The following is a 14563-nucleotide window of genomic DNA, read 5'->3' as shown; positions in this document are numbered from 1 at the left end:
ACGCCCATCAGCCCGCACCTGCGACGGTCCAGCCCGACCCCGACCCCGTCGCATCCATGCTCGCCGTACTCGACCTCGCCGACTCCGGCGCACGCACCACCGAAGACATCTTCACGGGCCGATCGCAGGACATGCCGCTCGGGCGCGTATACGGCGGGCAGGTGCTCGCCCAGTCCCTCGTCGCCGCGGAGCGCACCATCGCCGAGGATCGCCGCGTGCACTCGATGCACGGCTATTTCCTCCGGCCCGGCGACTCCGCGAAGGGCATCACGTTCTCAGTCGACCGCATCCACGACGGCCGGTCGTTCTCCACGCGGCGCACCCAGGCGTTCCAGGAGGGCGTGCCGATCTTCTCGATGATCGCCTCGTTCCAGGACGAGGATCCCGGGCTGGACCACCAGGCCCCCATGCCGGGCGACATCCCCGCTCCCGAGGAGCTGCCCGACGTCGAGGCGCACCTGCAGGGGCTGCACCCCATGTCGAAGCGCCTGTTCACGGATCGCCCGGTCGACCTCCGGCACGTGCCGTCGCCGATCTACGTGACCGTCGACGGCGAGCGCGCGCCCCGCCAAGCCGTGTGGATGCGGGTTCGCCGCCCCATTCCGGACACGCCGGCGATCCACCGCGCGGCGCTCGCCTACCTGTCGGACCTCACGATCCAGGAGTCGATCCTGCGCGCCCACGGCGTGGCCTGGGCGACGCGGGGACTCAAGGTCGCGAGCCTCGACCACGCCATGTGGTGGCACCGGTTCGGCCGCGTGGACGAGTGGATGCTCTACGTGCAGGAGTCGCCCAGCGCCCGCGGCGGCCGTGGGCTCGCGAACGGGCGCATCTATTCTGCCGACGGCGCGCTGATGGCCAGCGTCGCGCAGGAGATCATGGTGCGGGTGCCCGAGGCCGGCTGACCCCGGGCGCCGCCGGTCAGCGCCGGTAGGCGATCGGTGCGCCGAGGAACGGCTCCCATGCGGCGCGCTCGGTGTCGGACAGGCGTGTCGGCCGCCCCGAGGCGGTGTCCACGAGCACGACCACGGCCGACGACCGCGCATACAGCACCTGCTCCGCGTCGGAGATCGGGCTGAACACCTCGTAGCAGACCTCGATGCTCGATCCGCCGATCTTGCCGATCCACATCTGCACGTCCAGCGGACGCTGCCCGTACGGGACCGGCCGGAGGTATTCGATCTCCTGACGCGCGATCAGCGTCGCTCGCGGGCCGCCCCCTTCGAGCACCGACATGTCGAGGACGGCGGTCGGCGGTGCCGCCTCCCCCTCCTCGGAGCTCCAGAAGGCGCGCAGACGAGCCTCCTCGAGCAGCTTCAGCATGGAGGTGTTGTTGACGTGCCCGAGGGCGTCGAGATCGCCCCACCGCAGGTGGATGGGAATGTGGACGCGGGTGTCGGACACGTCAGTCGCGCGTCAGCTTGCGATAGGCCGTGCGATGCGGACGCGCCGCGTCGGGGCCGAGGCGGGCGACCTTGTTCTCCTCGTAGGCCTCGAAGTTGCCCTCGAACCAGTACCACTGGTCGGGGTTCTCGTCGGTGCCCTCGTAGGCGAGGATGTGGGTCGCGATCCGGTCGAGGAACCACCGGTCGTGGGTGATGACCACAGCGCAGCCGGGGAATTCGAGGAGCGCGTTCTCCAGCGACTGGAGCGTCTCGACGTCGAGGTCGTTGGTCGGCTCGTCGAGGAGCAGGAGGTTGCCGCCCTCCTTCAGCGTGAGCGCGAGGTTCAGGCGGTTGCGCTCACCGCCGGAGAGCACGCCGGCCTTCTTCTGCTGGTCCGGCCCCTTGAAGCCGAACTTCGACACATAGGCGCGAGAGGGGATCTCGGTCTTTCCCACGGTGATGATGTCGAGGCCGTCGGAGACCACCTCCCACAGCGTCTTGCTGGGGTCGATGTTCGCCCGCGACTGGTCGACGTAGCTGACCTTGACGGTCTCGCCGACCTTCAGGTCGCCTCCGTCGAGAGGCTCGAGCCCCACGATGGTCTTGAACAGCGTGGTCTTTCCGACGCCGTTGGGACCGATGACGCCGACGATGCCGTTCGGCGGAAGGGAGAAGGTCAGCCCGTCGATGAGCGAGCGGCCGTCGAAGCCCTTCTGGAGCTTCTTCGCCTCGATGACCACGCTGCCCAGGCGCGGCCCCGGCGGGATCTGGATCTCCTCGAAGTCGAGCTTGCGCGTGCGCTCCGCCTCAGAGGCCATCTCCTCGTACCGGGCCAGTCTGGCCTTGGACTTCGCCTGGCGGCCCTTGGCGTTCGATCGCACCCAGTCGAGCTCCTCGGCGAGGCGCTTGGCGAGCTTGGCGTCCTTCTTGCCCTGCACCTCCAGCCGCTCGCGCTTCTTCTCGAGGTAGGTCGAGTAGTTGCCCTCGTAGCCGATGAGCCGGCCGCGGTCGACCTCGGCGATCCACTCGGCGACGTTGTCGAGGAAGTAGCGGTCGTGCGTGATCGCGATCACGGCGCCGGGGTACTTCTGCAGGTGCTGCTCGAGCCACAGCACGCTCTCGGCGTCGAGGTGGTTCGTGGGCTCGTCGAGGAGCAGCAGGTCCGGCTTCTGCAGGAGGAGCTTGGCGAGCGCGACACGGCGCTTCTCACCGCCGGAGAGATGCTTCACCGAAGCATCCGCGGGCGGCGTGCGCAGGGCGTCCATCGCCTGCTCGAGCTGCGAGTCCAGATCCCAGGCGTCGGCCGCGTCGATCTCCTCCTGGAGGGTTCCCATCTCTGCCAGCAGCGTGTCGAAATCGGCGTCCGGGTCGGACATGAGCGCGGAGATCTCGTTGAACCGGTCGAGCTTCGCCTTGATCGCGACGCCCTCCTCGATGTTCTCGAGCACGCTCTTGTCCTCATCGAGCACCGGCTCCTGCATGAGGATGCCGACCGTGAAGCCCGGAGTGAGCTTCGCCTCGCCGTTGGAGGGCTGGTCCAGCCCCGCCATGATCTTGAGGATCGTCGACTTTCCGGCGCCGTTGGGGCCGACCATTCCGATCTTGGCCCCCGGGAGGAACGCCATCGTCACGTCGTCGAGGATCAGCTTCTCGCCGACCGCCTTGCGGGCGCGAACCATCGAGTAGATGTACTCAGCCATGCGTGTGCGACTCTCCTTGCGCTGCGAACGTCAGCGTCCCAGCCTACCGGCCGCCGGCGTGCGACCGTGCAGAAAGCGCGGTCACCAGTCGATGGGCCTGGTCTGGCCGACCAGGCATGTGCCCTCCTGGAGCACGGGCACCACCACGACCACCGGTTCACCGGTGGCCGGACCGACCTGACCGACGAGGCATTCCTGGTCCCATCTGACCGAGAATTGGATGCTCTCCGCTGCGTTCCCGACCGTCGAGGTATCCGGCGTGACCTCCATCGCGGCCTTGTCGAAGCCAGCGACCACGAGTGCGTCGATGTACGCGCGACCGGCGGCGCGCTCCGGGCCGGCCCACACCGCCTCCACGACGGTCTCGAAGTACGGCAGGTTGTCGGAGGCGCTGCCGTCGGGCAACAGGGAGGGAGCGGCCGGCGTCGGCGCGACGGTGGGGCTCGCCGACGGCGTGGCCGTCGTGCTCGGCGTGGTTGCGGGCGCGGTGGGCGCGGGTGCGGGTGTGCTCGGCGTGCAGGCGCTCAGCGCCACCGCGACCACGGCCGCGGCGCCCAGCACGGCAGCGAAGCGGGTCGTCGGTCGGGTCGGCGGCAGTCGGCGGGACACGGGGAGAGTCTAGGGCCCCGCCGCTGCACGCCCGCCGCGCGGCTCAGAAGGGCACCATGGCTTCGTCGGCCGGCGCGGCCGCATCGGCCGCTTCCGCCGGCGCCGCATCGGCCCCGTCGCCGACCGCGGCGACCGCCCACGTCGCCTCGTCGAGGCCAGGGGCCGCCCAGCCGTCGGACTCGGCCCGCTGATCGGTCCCGGTCGCGGGCGTCGGCGACGGCGAGCCCGGCCGCTTGCTGTACACCGCAGTGCCCCAGCGCAGGTCGTGACCGACGGCTTCGGCTTCGATGTCGACCGCGGTGCCGCGACGCTCGCCGTTGTCCCATTCCCGCACGCGCAGGCGCCCGCTCACGATCACGGGGTCGCCCTTCTTGACGGAGTGCAGGACGTGATCCCCGAGGGACCGGAAGGCGGACACGGTGTAGAAGCTCGTGCCGGCGGACACCCACTGACCGCTCGCGCGGTCGAAGCGGCGTTCGTTGCACGCGACACGGAAGTTCGCGATCGTCATGCCGGCGCTGTTGGCCCTGCTCTCCGGCTGCGTCGCGACGTTTCCGCTGATGGTGATGACGGCGTTCATGTGATCCTCCTGGGGTCGATGCCGGGGCATGCCCCCGGGCTGCGTCGGTGCCCGGGTGCCCGCCGGGCACCGACGCTCGTTCAGCTTGCTCGGTGAGCCTGCCGCGCACCGGCGCGCAGGGCCCGATGTGGAGCGATCGCGAGGTCACCCGCGCTGGGGAGGAGACGACGAGCGTCGCTCCGATCAGACCAGCGCGTCCTCGCCCGCCAGCACGGTCGCAGGGGCGCCCTGTCGGACCCGCTCCCAGGACGCGGCGAGATTCCCGACCACCGCGTCATAGTCCTCGATGGGCGCGGTGAAGGGCAGTCTCAGGTGGCGGTCGTGTCCCCCATCGACCGAGAACCGGGGCCCGGCCGAGAGGAGGACGCCGCGCGTGCGCACATCCATGACCAGGGCGGCGCTGAGCGGGGCATCCAGCTCGACCCAGAGCGACACCCCGCCCTCGGGGCGGGGCACCCGCCACTGCGGAAGCCGCCTGTTCAGCGCCCCGCGCAAGGCGTCTCTGGCTCCACCGAGCAGGGCCGCACGCTGCGGCACGATCTCGTCCATGCGCTCGAGCAGGGCCAGCGCCACCGCCTGCTCGAACTCCGGCGTGCCCAGGTCGTGCACGGGGCGCGCGGCGATGAGCCGGCGGATCAGCTCCTCGCCGGCGCGCACCCAGCCGATCCGCAGGCCTCCCCACACGGTCTTGCCGAGCGAGCCCAGCCGCACGATCGAGGGGTCGTCCCACGCGTCGAACGATCGACCGGGCACCTGGCGATCGATGTCGAGTTCGGCTGTCGTCTCGTCGAGGACGAGCGTGGTGCCCGCGCGCTCGGCGGATCGCGCCACGATCTCCGCTTCGCCGGGCGTCATCGAGCGGCCTGTCGGATTCTGAAAGTCCGGCATGAGGTATGCGAGCGCCGGCACCGTGCGCGCGAACACCTGCGCGACGCGCTCGAGGTCCCAGCCCTCCGCCGTGGAGACGGGAACGCCGACGAGGCGTCCGCCCGCCTCGCGCAGAGCCTCGGCGGCATGGGGATACGTGGGGGTCTCCACCACGACTCGGTCGCCGCGCCCGATCAGCACCCGCCCGAGCAGATGGATGGCGCTCTGCGCGCCGTTGGTCACGAGGATCTGCTCCGGCGTGGTGGCGACCCCCCGGGCGGTGTACCGCGCGGCGATGCACGCCCTGAGCAGAAGGCTTCCCCGCATGTCGTAGCCGGACCGGCCGACGAGCGTCGCGGCCGACCCCGCGACCTCGGCGAACACCCCTGCCAGCCCCGGCCACGCCGGTGGACTGGCCTGCTGCAGATCGACAGCCTCCACTCCGCCGTCGACGAGCGCGACATCCCGGCGGGCCAGCGGAAGGGTGACGCTCCCGGAGCCGCGAAGGCTGCGGATGTGCGCGGAATCGCGCAGGCTCTGGTACGCCGCCGCGACCGTGCTGCGGCTCAGTCCGAGTGCGGCCGCGAGTTCGCGCTCGGCCGGAAGCAGGGTGTGGGGGCGAGCCGGTTGTCCACGCACAGCAGGCGGATGCCGTCGGCGAGCGCCTCGTACGCCGGTTCCCTCGTACGCCACCCGCCGAGGGAGGCGGTGAGCGCGCGGGCGGAGATGCGGGAGTCCATCAGTCCAGGCTACCCGTATTGGCATGCATGACACAGGCCACTTCTGCGATTGGATCAGTACGTGACACGACGGATCGCCCAGCTCCTCATCGGCCTCATTCTCTACGGCGTCGGATGCGCCCTGACCGTCGAGGCCGGTCTCGGCGTCGACCCGTGGACGGTGTTCGCCGAGGGGATCGCCGGCAGGACCGGAATCGGTGTGGGCTGGATCACGAACATCGTCGGATTCGCCGTGCTGCTCGCCTGGATCCCCCTGCGGCAGCGTCCGGGCGTCGGCACCCTGGCCAACATCCTCCTCGTCGGCACCGCGATGCAGGTCGCCCTCGATGCGATCCCGCCGATCAGCGGCATCCTCCCGCAGTCGGCGGTGCTGCTCGGCGGCATCGCCACCGTCGCGCTCGCGTCGGGACTGTACATCGGCGCTCGGTTCGGTCCGGGGCCGCGCGACGGCCTGATGACGGGTCTTCACGCCCGGCTCGGCTGGCCGATCTGGGTCTGTCGGGCCGTCGTCGAAGTCTCCGTGCTGGCGCTCGGCTGGGTGCTCGGCGGCACCGTGGGGATCGGCACCGTGCTGTTCGCGGTGCTCATCGGACCCGGAGTGCATCTGGCACTGCCCCTGTTCGACACCGCGGCGCCGCGCCGGCAGGGGGCGTCCCGCACCGCGACGGCGCCCGCCGACGCGTGATCGACGGGCGCCGCGGCGGGGCCACGCGGGCGTCAGTGCTCGCGGAACTCCGGCCAGTCGCTTCCCGGCCGCATGTGCGAGTGGAGAGCGCTCTTGGCGACCTCCATCGACGGGTATGTGCCCGTCACCTCGTCGGCACCGGCCATGGTGACCGTGTACCCGTCGTCGTCTTTGCGGATGCTGCCGACGACGCCGCCACTTCCGTAGGCGACCCAGAGCGGGTGGTGCGTTTCCGTTGCGGTCATGAGTGAACTCCTTCCCGTCGTTGCCTCTCCGACGCTACGCCCGGACACGGCCGGAGGGAAGATGCGACCGGACGGAGGATGCGGGTGGCCGCTCACGCGACCCGGTAGCCTGGAGGGCGACCCCCAGTAGCTCAGTGGATAGAGCAGCGGCCTTCTAATCCGCCGGTCACACGTTCGAATCGTGTCTGGGGGACCGCAGATCTGTCGGTGTCCCCCTCGATCATTAGGATGGTCTCATGGTGGGCGCCTCCGACAATGACCGTCTGGTATGGATCGACTGCGAGATGACGGGCCTCGATCTCGAGGTCGACGAGCTCGTGGAGATCGCGGTGGTCGTCACCGACTTCGAGCTGCGCCCACTCGATCCCGGTTTCCAGGTGGTCATCAAGCCGGATGCCTCGGCGATGGCCAACATGAACGACTTCGTCACCAAGATGCATGAGAAGTCGGGCCTGCTGGAGGAGATCCCGCACGGCGTGAGCGTCGCCGACGCGGAGTTCCAGGCACTCGAGTACATCCAGCGGTTCGTGCCCCTCGAGGGCAAGGCCCCGCTCGCGGGCAACACCATCGGCACCGACCGCATGTTCCTCGCCAAGTACATGCCGCGGGTGGACCGCTGGCTGCACTACCGCAACGTCGACGTCTCCAGCATCAAGGAGCTGTCCCGCCGCTGGTTCCCGCGCGCGTACATCCACGCCCCGGCCAAAGACGGGGGCCACCGCGCGCTCGCCGACATCCTCGAGTCGATCCGGGAGCTCGCCTACTATCGTCAGGTCGTCTTCGTCCCCGAGCCGGGTCCGACATCGGAGGGCGCGCGCGCCGTCGCCTCCTCCGTCGTGTCGTCATTCGCCTCGGAGATGTGAGAGAATCGTTCAGTTGCCCGCGCAGGCGGGAGACATGGTGGGTATAGCTCAGTTGGTAGAGCACCTGGTTGTGGTCCAGGGGGTCGCGGGTTCAAGTCCCGTTACTCACCCCATGTGCGGTCCAGAGATCATCGGATGATGTTCGAGATGGATGCCGCGGTCTTCGAGGAACTCGTGATCGACGAGCTCGATCGGCTGCCCGACGACATGGTCGAAGGGCTCGACAACGTCGTGTTCGTCGTCGAGGATCGCCCTGAGGATGGCAGCCTCGACCTGCTCGGCCTGTACGACGGCTACGCGCTGACCGAGCGCGACCGCTACGGCGTCGGCGAGCTGCCCGATCGCATCATCGTGTACCGCGAGCCGCATCTGGCCGCCTGCGCCGACGAGGACGAGCTGCGAGACGAGGTCCATACGACCCTCGTGCACGAGATCGCCCATTTCTACGGCATCGACGACGACCGTCTCCACGAGCTCGGGTGGGCGTGATGGGCGTCATCGAGGCGACGCGCACCGAGGAGTCGCCCGTCGAGGTGGCGGCCCCGGTACCGGATCGGCCCTGGCAGACCGTCGTGTGGGACGATCCGGTCAACCTGATGAGCTATGTGACCCACGTGTTCCGCGAGTACTTCGGCCTGCCCGCGGAGCGGGCCGAGCGGCTGATGCTCGCGGTGCACAACGACGGCCACGCCGTCGTCGCCGAGGGCGCGCGCGAGCAGATGGAGCTGCACACCCAGGCGATGCACGACTACGGGCTGTGGGCGACGGTCAGGAAGGCCCCCGAATGACCGCATCCCGTGGCGTGAGGATGGAGCTCACGCGCCTGGAGGCCGCGCATCTGGCAGGCCTCGTCGGCCAGTTCGCCGACCTCCTCGACGACGGCGCCGACGGCACCGATGATCCGGCCGTCGCACGCCTTGTCCCTGATGGGTACTCCGACGACGACGCGGCGTCGGAGGAGTTCCGCGCCCTCACCGAGCGCGATCTGCTCACGCGGCGCCGCGAAGATGCCGCGGTCGTGCTCGATTCCCTCGCCGACGCCGCGCAGATCCCCGACGACCCGGCCGACCCGGTCCTCCTGGAATCGGTGGAGGTGCGACTGGAGCCGGCTGACGTCGACGCGTGGCTGCGCACGCTCGCAGCGGTGCGGCTGGTGCTGGCCACGCGGCTCGGGATCAGCTCCGCCGACGACCACGACGAGGGCGACCCGCGGTTCGGGATCTACGACTGGCTGGGGTACCGCCTGCACGGTCTCGTCACGGCCATCGAGTCGGACCGCTGACAGATCGTCGGGCTACGGGATCGCGAACGCGTGCGTGGCCAGGCGCTCCGGCTCGTCTCGGATGATGTGGCGGTGCTCCTGACGCGCCCACCGCTCCCAGTGCGGGCGGTAGGCGTCGCCGTCGCGTTCGAGAGCGCGCGACTTGCGCGACGCGGCCGGCGAGTCCAGCCAGACCCTGATATCGCCCAGCCGCGCCGTCGTCGGCGTCAGCAGGCCGGCTCCCTCGACGATCAGCGGCAGCGACGGATCGACCGCGCTGGCCTCCGCATACTCGTCGGCGGTCCAGTCCCACCGCTGCCAGACCCCGACGAGGCCGCGCGCGTGCGGCCGGAGGATCTGGTCGATCGCGCTCTGGACGCCCCCGTCGAGACCGTCCCACCCCGGGTAGAGGGAATCGAGCGCCACCAGCTGCACCCGACCCGCGAGCGGCCAGGTCGTGACCAGCCGTCGGGCGAGCGTGGACTTGCCCGCCCCGCTGCGCCCGTCGATCAGGACGACCGCGTTGGTGGCGGCGAGCTCCGTGATCGCACGTCGCACCACGGCGGACGCCGCCGTCAGAGCCTGCGAAACCGGGTCGGTGTTACTTCTTGAGGGTGCGGATGACACGGCTGAAAGCTCGACCGACGACCCAGACGAGCGGAATCGCCACGGCGGCCAGGGCGACGAGGTTCGGCTCGAAGCGCAGGTCGTCGCCCTTGCGGATGTAGGCGCCGACGGGGATCGAGTAGCCGCCGCCTCCTCCCCCACCGTTGCCGGACTCGTCGGATCCGCCGCCGAAGCCGGTCCAGCTGAGCGCGACGGGGATCAGACGGATGCCGTCGACATCCTGCTGCTCACCGTAGGCGCCGTTGACGCCGAGGCTTGCCGACTGCTTGCCGAGTTCGAGTGCGATGTTGGGCATGGGTCCACGCTAGCGGCCCGCACCCGCTCTGCCCAGCACGTCGTCACTCGACCGGCGGCTGCGGATGCGACAGACCACCGCCGCGGCGGGGGCCCAGCTGCGCGGCGCGGGTGATGGTCCCGCTGCCGAAGCGGGCGTAGGCGTCGTCGAGAGCGCTCTCCAGACGCCGCCACTCCTCGTCGTCGTCCCACAGCGACGCCGGGGCACTGCCGGCCGGCCGCAGCCGCTCCGCCCGCACCCCGATCAGCCGCACCGGCAGGCGGCGCTCGACCCCGTCGAGCAGCTCCAGAGCGGCATCGCCGATGCGCTGACCGACCGCCGAGGGTTCGGCCAGCGTCGTGGAGCGGGAGATGGTGCTGAAGTCGGAGAAGCGCACCTTGACCGCCACGGTCGCGGCCTCCCATCCGTGCCGGCGCAGCCGCGCGCCCACGCGGTCGGCGAGCCGCCGCAGTTCCGCGCGCAGGACCACCCCGTCGGAGACGTCTTCGTGGAACGTCTCCTCGTGGCCGATGCTCTTCTCCACCCGCTCGGTGTGCACCTCGCGGGCGTCCATCCCGCGGGCCAGCTCCCAGATGCGCGCGCCCATCGCCGGGCCGAGCGCTCTGTCGAGCACGCCGCGGGGCACGCCGAGGACATCGGCGACCGTATGGATGCCGCGTGCCTCGAGTGCCTCCGACGCCTTGGGCCCGACGCCCCACAGCGCCCCCACGGGCCGCGGCGCGAGGAAGTCCGCCGTGGCCGCGGCGGGGACGATCAGCAGCCCGTCTGGCTTGGAGGCGGTGGAGGCCATCTTGGCGACGTGCTTGGTCGCCGCCGCGCCGACGCTGCACGCGAGCCCTGTCTCATCGCGCACGCGCCGTCGCAGGTCGCGAGCGATGACCCCCGGGCTCCCCCACAGCCGGCGCACGCCGCGCACGTCGAGGAACGCCTCGTCGATCGACAGCGGTTCGACCAGCGGCGTGACCGAGCGGAAGATCTCCATCACCTGCGCCGACAGCGCGGTGTACCTGTCGAAATGCGGCTCCACCACGACCGCCTGCGGGCACAGCCGCAGAGCCTGGCCGACAGGCATGGCCGAACGCACACCGAATCGGCGCGCCTCGTACGACGCGCTGGAGACGACCGAGCGGCCCTCCGGAGCGCCGACGACGATCGGCTTGCCCTTCAAGGAAGGGTCGTCGAGCACCTCCACCGACGCGTAGAACGCGTCCATGTCGACGTGGAGGATGCCCGCGCCGGTGTCGTCGGCACCGTCGGGCGACACCATCCGGCCGGTGCCGTCGCCGCGTCCCATGCCGAGATCCTCTCGCGTACCGCCGACAGCGTCGGACTACTGCGCGGCGCGCTCCAGGATCAGCTCCCGCACACGCGCGGCATCGGCCTGACCCTTCATCGCCTTCATCACCGCGCCGATGATCGCCCCGGCGGCCTGCACCTTGCCATCGCGGATCTTCGCGAGCACGTCCGGCTGCGAAGCCAGTGCTTCGTCGATGGCCGCGATCAGCGCGCCGTCGTCGGAGACGACCGCGAGCCCGCGCGCGTCGACGACCTCCTGCGGCGACCCCTCGCCGTCGATGACGCCCTCGAGCACCTGCCGGGCGAGCTTGTCGGTGAGACTGCCGTCGTCGACCAGCTTCTGCAGGTGCGCCACGGAAGCCGGTTCGATGAGCGCGGCCGGCTCGGCGGCGCGGGCGTTCGCGATGCGCGTGATCTCACCCGTCCACCACTTGCGCGCGGAGGCGGGAGCCGCACCCGCGGCGACCGTGGCCTCCACCTCGGCGAGCAGACCGCCGTTGACGACGTCCTGGAACTCCAGATCGGTGAAACCCCAGTCCGCCTTCAGGCGGCGACGGCGCGCGGCCGGCGGCTCGGGCAGCGCGGCGCGCAGGTGCTCGATGAGCTCGGGCGCGGGCACGACGGGAAGCAGGTCGGGCTCCGGGAAGTAGCGGTAGTCGTCGGCGTCGGACTTGGGCCGCCCCGGCGACGTGGTCCCGGTGTCCTCATGCCAGTGACGGGTCTCCTGCGTGATCGTGCCGCCCGCGGCGAGGATCGCCGCCTGACGCTGGATCTCGTAGCGCACCGCGCGCTCCACCGAGCGCATCGAGTTCACGTTCTTGGTCTCGGTGCGGGTGCCGAGCTTCTCCTGCCCCCGCGGGCGCAGCGACACGTTGGCATCGCAGCGGAGGTTGCCGCGCTCCATGCGCGCCTCCGAGATGCCCAGCGCGATGACGATGTCGCGGATGGTCGCGATGTACGCCTTGGCGATCTCGGGAGCGCGGTGCTCGGCGCCGAAGATCGGCTTGGTGACGATCTCCACCAGCGGCACGCCCGCGCGGTTGTAGTCGACGAGCGAGAACTCCGCACCCTGGATGCGACCGGTCGAGCCACCCATGTGGGTGAGCTTGCCGGCATCCTCCTCCATGTGCGCCCGCTCGATCGGCACCGTCACGATGGTGCCGTCGGCCAGCTCCACATCGACCTGCCCCTCGAACGCGATCGGCTCGTCGTACTGGGAGATCTGATAGTTCTTGCCCAGGTCGGGGTAGAAGTAGTTCTTCCGGGCGAAACGGCTCGAAGGCGCGATCGAGCATCCCAGGGCGAGGCCCAGGCTGATCGAGTACCGCACCGCCGTCTCGTTCACGACGGGCAGGGAGCCCGGCAGTCCCATGTCCACCGGCGCGACGAGGGTATTGGGCTCCGCGCCGTGATGGGCGGAGTTGGCCGGGTTCGCAGCGGCCGAGAACATCTTGGTCTCGGTGTTGAGCTCGACGTGGATCTCGAAGCCGAGCACGGGCTCGAACAGCTCGAGCGCCTTGTCGAAGTCCATCAGCTTGTCCTTGGCCATCAGCGGACCCCTCCGTTCGAACCCAGCACCGGCGCACGGTCCAGCAGCGGGCCGCCCCACGAATCGACGAGCACGGCCTCCAGCGCCGCGCCCACGCGGTACAGGCGGGCGTCCTCACGCGCCGGCGCGAGGAACTGGATGCCGACCGGCAGCCCGTCCTCGGCCGCGAGTCCCGACGGGATCGAGATGCCCGGGACGCCGGCGAGGTTGGCGGGGATGGTGGTGACGTCGTTGAGGTACATCTGCAGCGGGTCGTCGATCTTCTCGCCGAGGCGGAACGCCGTGGTCGGTGCCGACGGGGTGGCGATGACGTCCACCTTCGCGAAGGCGTCGTCGAAGTCGCGCTGGATGAGGGTGCGCACCTTCTGCGCCGATCCGTAGTACGCGTCGTAGTAGCCGGCCGACAGCGCGTAGGTGCCCAGGATGACGCGGCGCTTGACCTCGTCGCCGAACCCGACGTCGCGGGTCTTGGCCATCACGTCCTCGACGGTTCCGCCGGGGACGTCCACGCGCAGTCCGAACCGCACGGAGTCGAACTTCGCGAGGTTGCTGGATGCCTCGGCGGGCAGGATCAGGTAGTACGCGGCCACGCCGTACTCGAAGTGGGGTGCGCTGATCTCGACGATCTCGGCCCCCTGGGCCTCCATCGCATCCAGCGCCGCGCGGAAGGATGCGGACACGCCCGGCTGGAAGCCGCTGTCGGGCAGTTCCGTGATGACGCCGACCCGCAGGCCCTTCAGGACCTCACCGGTGGCGCCCTCCCGGGCGGCCGCCGCGAAGGAGGGCCATTCCTGCGTGAGCGAGGTCGAATCGTGTGGATCGTGGCCGCCGATGACGTCGTGCAGGAGGCCGGCGTCGAGCACGGTCCGCGTCACGGGGCCGACCTGGTCGAGGGACGAGGCCAGGGCGATCGCGCCGTAGCGGCTGACGCCGCCGTACGTGGGCTTGATTCCGACGGTGCCGGTGACGTGCGCGGGCTGTCGGATCGAGCCGCCCGTGTCCGAACCGAGCGCGAGCGGCGCCTCGAACGCGGCGACCGCGGCCGCCGAGCCACCTCCGGAACCGCCGGGGATCCGCTCGAGGTCCCAGGGGTTGCGGGTCGGCCCGTAGGCGGAGTGCTCGGTGGAGGACCCCATCGCGAACTCGTCCATGTTGGTCTTGCCCAGCGGCACGAGGCCTGCCGCGCGCGAGCGCGCGACCACCGTCGCGTCGTAGGGCGACATGTACCCCTCGAGGATCCGCGATCCGCTGGTGGAGGGCATGTCGGTGGTGACCAGGACGTCCTTGATCGCCAGGGGAACCCCGGCGACGGGCCCGAGGGGCTCGCCGGCGGCACGACGGCGGTCGATGTCCGCGGCGACGTCGAGGGCGTGGTCGCTCACATGGAGGAAGGCGTGCACGTCGCCGTCGACGGCGGCGATGCGGTCGAGGTGGGCCTGCGTCGCCTCGACGCTGGACACCTCGCCCGAGGCGAGCTTGTCGGCGAGCGCAGCGGCGCTCAGCGTGGTCAGGTCGGTCATGTCTTCCCTTACTGCTCTTCGCCGAGGATCGCGGTCACCCGGAAGCGGCCGTCGGCGGCATCCGGGGCGTTCTGCAGCACCTGCGCGGGGGTCAGCAGATCGCCGACGACGTCGGGGCGGAACACGTTCTCCATCGCGACCGGGTGGCTGGTCGCCGTCACGTCGGGGGTGGCGACCTCGGACACCTTGGCGATGTTGTCGACGATGACGTCGAGCTGGCCGGTGAGGCGCTCGACCTCCTCGTCGCTCAGCTGGATCCGGGCGAGCACACCGAGATGGCGCACGAGATCGGGGGTGATTTCAGACACCAGACAAGTCTAGGCCGTCGCGCCCCCGACCCA

19 protein-coding genes and 2 tRNA genes are annotated in these 14563 nt (G+C 70.5%); 8 read left to right on the top strand and 13 right to left on the bottom strand.

What is annotated here, in order from left to right; all coding sequences use genetic code 11:
- The first annotated feature begins 56 nt into the window (after window positions 1–56).
- Window positions 57–905, top strand: coding sequence for an acyl-CoA thioesterase (locus HQM25_RS08055; RefSeq protein ID WP_172991578.1), 849 nt, complete (start codon window positions 57–59; stop codon window positions 903–905).
- A gap of 16 nt (window positions 906–921) precedes the next feature.
- Here HQM25_RS08055 and HQM25_RS08050 read toward each other — a convergent pair whose 3' ends face one another.
- From HQM25_RS08050 to HQM25_RS17815, 6 genes are all read right to left on the bottom strand, one after another.
- Entirely contained in the window at window positions 922–1404 is a 483-nt protein-coding gene (locus HQM25_RS08050) for an acyl-CoA thioesterase (protein WP_172989764.1), read from the bottom strand.
- A 1-nt stretch (window position 1405) separates the two neighbouring features.
- Entirely contained in the window at window positions 1406–3085 is a 1680-nt protein-coding gene (ettA, locus tag HQM25_RS08045; RefSeq protein WP_172989763.1) for an energy-dependent translational throttle protein EttA, read from the bottom strand.
- 81 nt (window positions 3086–3166) lie between these two features.
- Window positions 3167–3694 carry a DUF6993 domain-containing protein gene (locus HQM25_RS08040; protein ID WP_254359620.1) on the bottom strand — a complete coding sequence of 176 codons (528 nt, stop codon included), beginning with the start codon at window positions 3692–3694 and terminating at the stop codon, window positions 3167–3169.
- 43 nt (window positions 3695–3737) lie between these two features.
- Window positions 3738–4274 carry a single-stranded DNA-binding protein gene (ssb, locus tag HQM25_RS08035; RefSeq protein ID WP_172989762.1) on the bottom strand — a complete coding sequence of 179 codons (537 nt, stop codon included), beginning with the start codon at window positions 4272–4274 and terminating at the stop codon, window positions 3738–3740.
- A gap of 183 nt (window positions 4275–4457) precedes the next feature.
- Complete coding sequence (locus HQM25_RS08030; protein ID WP_254359619.1) at window positions 4458–5780, bottom strand: PLP-dependent aminotransferase family protein; 1323 nt, start codon at window positions 5778–5780, stop codon at window positions 4458–4460.
- Window positions 5708–5881 (bottom strand): hypothetical protein, encoded by a 174-nt coding sequence (locus tag HQM25_RS17815; RefSeq protein ID WP_254359618.1) that lies wholly within the window; start codon window positions 5879–5881, stop codon window positions 5708–5710. The genes HQM25_RS08030 and HQM25_RS17815 overlap by 73 nt, the downstream gene beginning before the upstream one ends.
- 61 nt (window positions 5882–5942) lie before the next feature.
- Here HQM25_RS17815 and HQM25_RS08025 point away from each other — a divergent pair, with 61 nt between their 5' ends.
- Window positions 5943–6566 (top strand): YczE/YyaS/YitT family protein, encoded by a 624-nt coding sequence (locus tag HQM25_RS08025; protein ID WP_172989761.1) that lies wholly within the window; start codon window positions 5943–5945, stop codon window positions 6564–6566.
- Between the two features lie 32 nt (window positions 6567–6598).
- On the opposite strand, the gene HQM25_RS08020 is transcribed toward HQM25_RS08025, so the two are convergent.
- A complete protein-coding gene (locus tag HQM25_RS08020; protein ID WP_172989760.1) occupies window positions 6599–6811 on the bottom strand; it encodes a methyltransferase in 213 nt (70 codons plus the stop codon).
- A gap of 120 nt (window positions 6812–6931) precedes the next feature.
- Between HQM25_RS08020 and HQM25_RS08015 the strand changes: the two genes are divergently transcribed.
- From HQM25_RS08015 to HQM25_RS07990, 6 genes are all read left to right on the top strand, one after another.
- Window positions 6932–7004: transfer RNA gene (locus HQM25_RS08015), tRNA-Arg, on the top strand.
- A 43-nt stretch (window positions 7005–7047) separates the two neighbouring features.
- Complete coding sequence (orn, locus tag HQM25_RS08010; protein WP_172989759.1) at window positions 7048–7674, top strand: oligoribonuclease; 627 nt, start codon at window positions 7048–7050, stop codon at window positions 7672–7674.
- 37 nt (window positions 7675–7711) lie between these two features.
- Window positions 7712–7787: transfer RNA gene (locus tag HQM25_RS08005), tRNA-His, on the top strand.
- Window positions 7788–7809: 22 nt separating this feature from the next.
- On the top strand, window positions 7810–8163 hold the full coding sequence (locus HQM25_RS08000; protein ID WP_172989758.1) for a metallopeptidase family protein: 354 nt from the start codon (window positions 7810–7812) through the stop codon (window positions 8161–8163).
- Entirely contained in the window at window positions 8163–8462 is a 300-nt protein-coding gene (clpS, locus tag HQM25_RS07995) for an ATP-dependent Clp protease adapter ClpS (RefSeq protein ID WP_172989757.1), read from the top strand. The genes HQM25_RS08000 and clpS overlap by 1 nt, the downstream gene beginning before the upstream one ends.
- The gene (locus HQM25_RS07990; protein ID WP_172989756.1) at window positions 8459–8956 is read left to right on the top strand and encodes a DUF2017 family protein; all 498 of its coding nucleotides are present in this window, start codon (window positions 8459–8461) and stop codon (window positions 8954–8956) included. Before clpS ends, HQM25_RS07990 begins: the two co-directional genes overlap by 4 nt.
- 12 nt (window positions 8957–8968) lie before the next feature.
- On the opposite strand, the gene HQM25_RS07985 is transcribed toward HQM25_RS07990, so the two are convergent.
- The 6 genes from HQM25_RS07985 to gatC are packed head-to-tail and all read right to left on the bottom strand — an operon-like array spanning window position 8969 to window position 14530.
- A complete protein-coding gene (locus HQM25_RS07985; protein ID WP_367948299.1) occupies window positions 8969–9496 on the bottom strand; it encodes a hypothetical protein in 528 nt (175 codons plus the stop codon).
- A gap of 40 nt (window positions 9497–9536) precedes the next feature.
- Entirely contained in the window at window positions 9537–9857 is a 321-nt protein-coding gene (locus tag HQM25_RS07980; protein ID WP_172989755.1) for a hypothetical protein, read from the bottom strand.
- Between the two features lie 43 nt (window positions 9858–9900).
- Window positions 9901–11151, bottom strand: a complete 1251-nt coding sequence (gene dinB, locus HQM25_RS07975; RefSeq protein ID WP_172989754.1) for a DNA polymerase IV — start codon at window positions 11149–11151, stop codon at window positions 9901–9903.
- A gap of 36 nt (window positions 11152–11187) precedes the next feature.
- The gene (gene gatB / locus HQM25_RS07970) at window positions 11188–12702 is read right to left on the bottom strand and encodes an Asp-tRNA(Asn)/Glu-tRNA(Gln) amidotransferase subunit GatB (RefSeq protein ID WP_172989753.1); all 1515 of its coding nucleotides are present in this window, start codon (window positions 12700–12702) and stop codon (window positions 11188–11190) included.
- Window positions 12702–14222, bottom strand: coding sequence for an Asp-tRNA(Asn)/Glu-tRNA(Gln) amidotransferase subunit GatA (gatA, locus tag HQM25_RS07965; RefSeq protein ID WP_172989752.1), 1521 nt, complete (start codon window positions 14220–14222; stop codon window positions 12702–12704). The genes gatB and gatA overlap by 1 nt, the downstream gene beginning before the upstream one ends.
- A gap of 8 nt (window positions 14223–14230) precedes the next feature.
- Window positions 14231–14530 (bottom strand): Asp-tRNA(Asn)/Glu-tRNA(Gln) amidotransferase subunit GatC, encoded by a 300-nt coding sequence (gene gatC, locus HQM25_RS07960; RefSeq protein WP_172989751.1) that lies wholly within the window; start codon window positions 14528–14530, stop codon window positions 14231–14233.
- Window positions 14531–14563: the final 33 nt, after the last annotated feature.

This window comes from Microbacterium hominis (genome assembly GCF_013282805.1).
Taxonomy (GTDB): Bacteria; Actinomycetota; Actinomycetes; order Actinomycetales; family Microbacteriaceae; genus Microbacterium; species Microbacterium hominis_B.
Note: the sequence above shows the minus strand (reverse complement) of the source record. Positions and strands in the feature narration are given on the sequence as shown.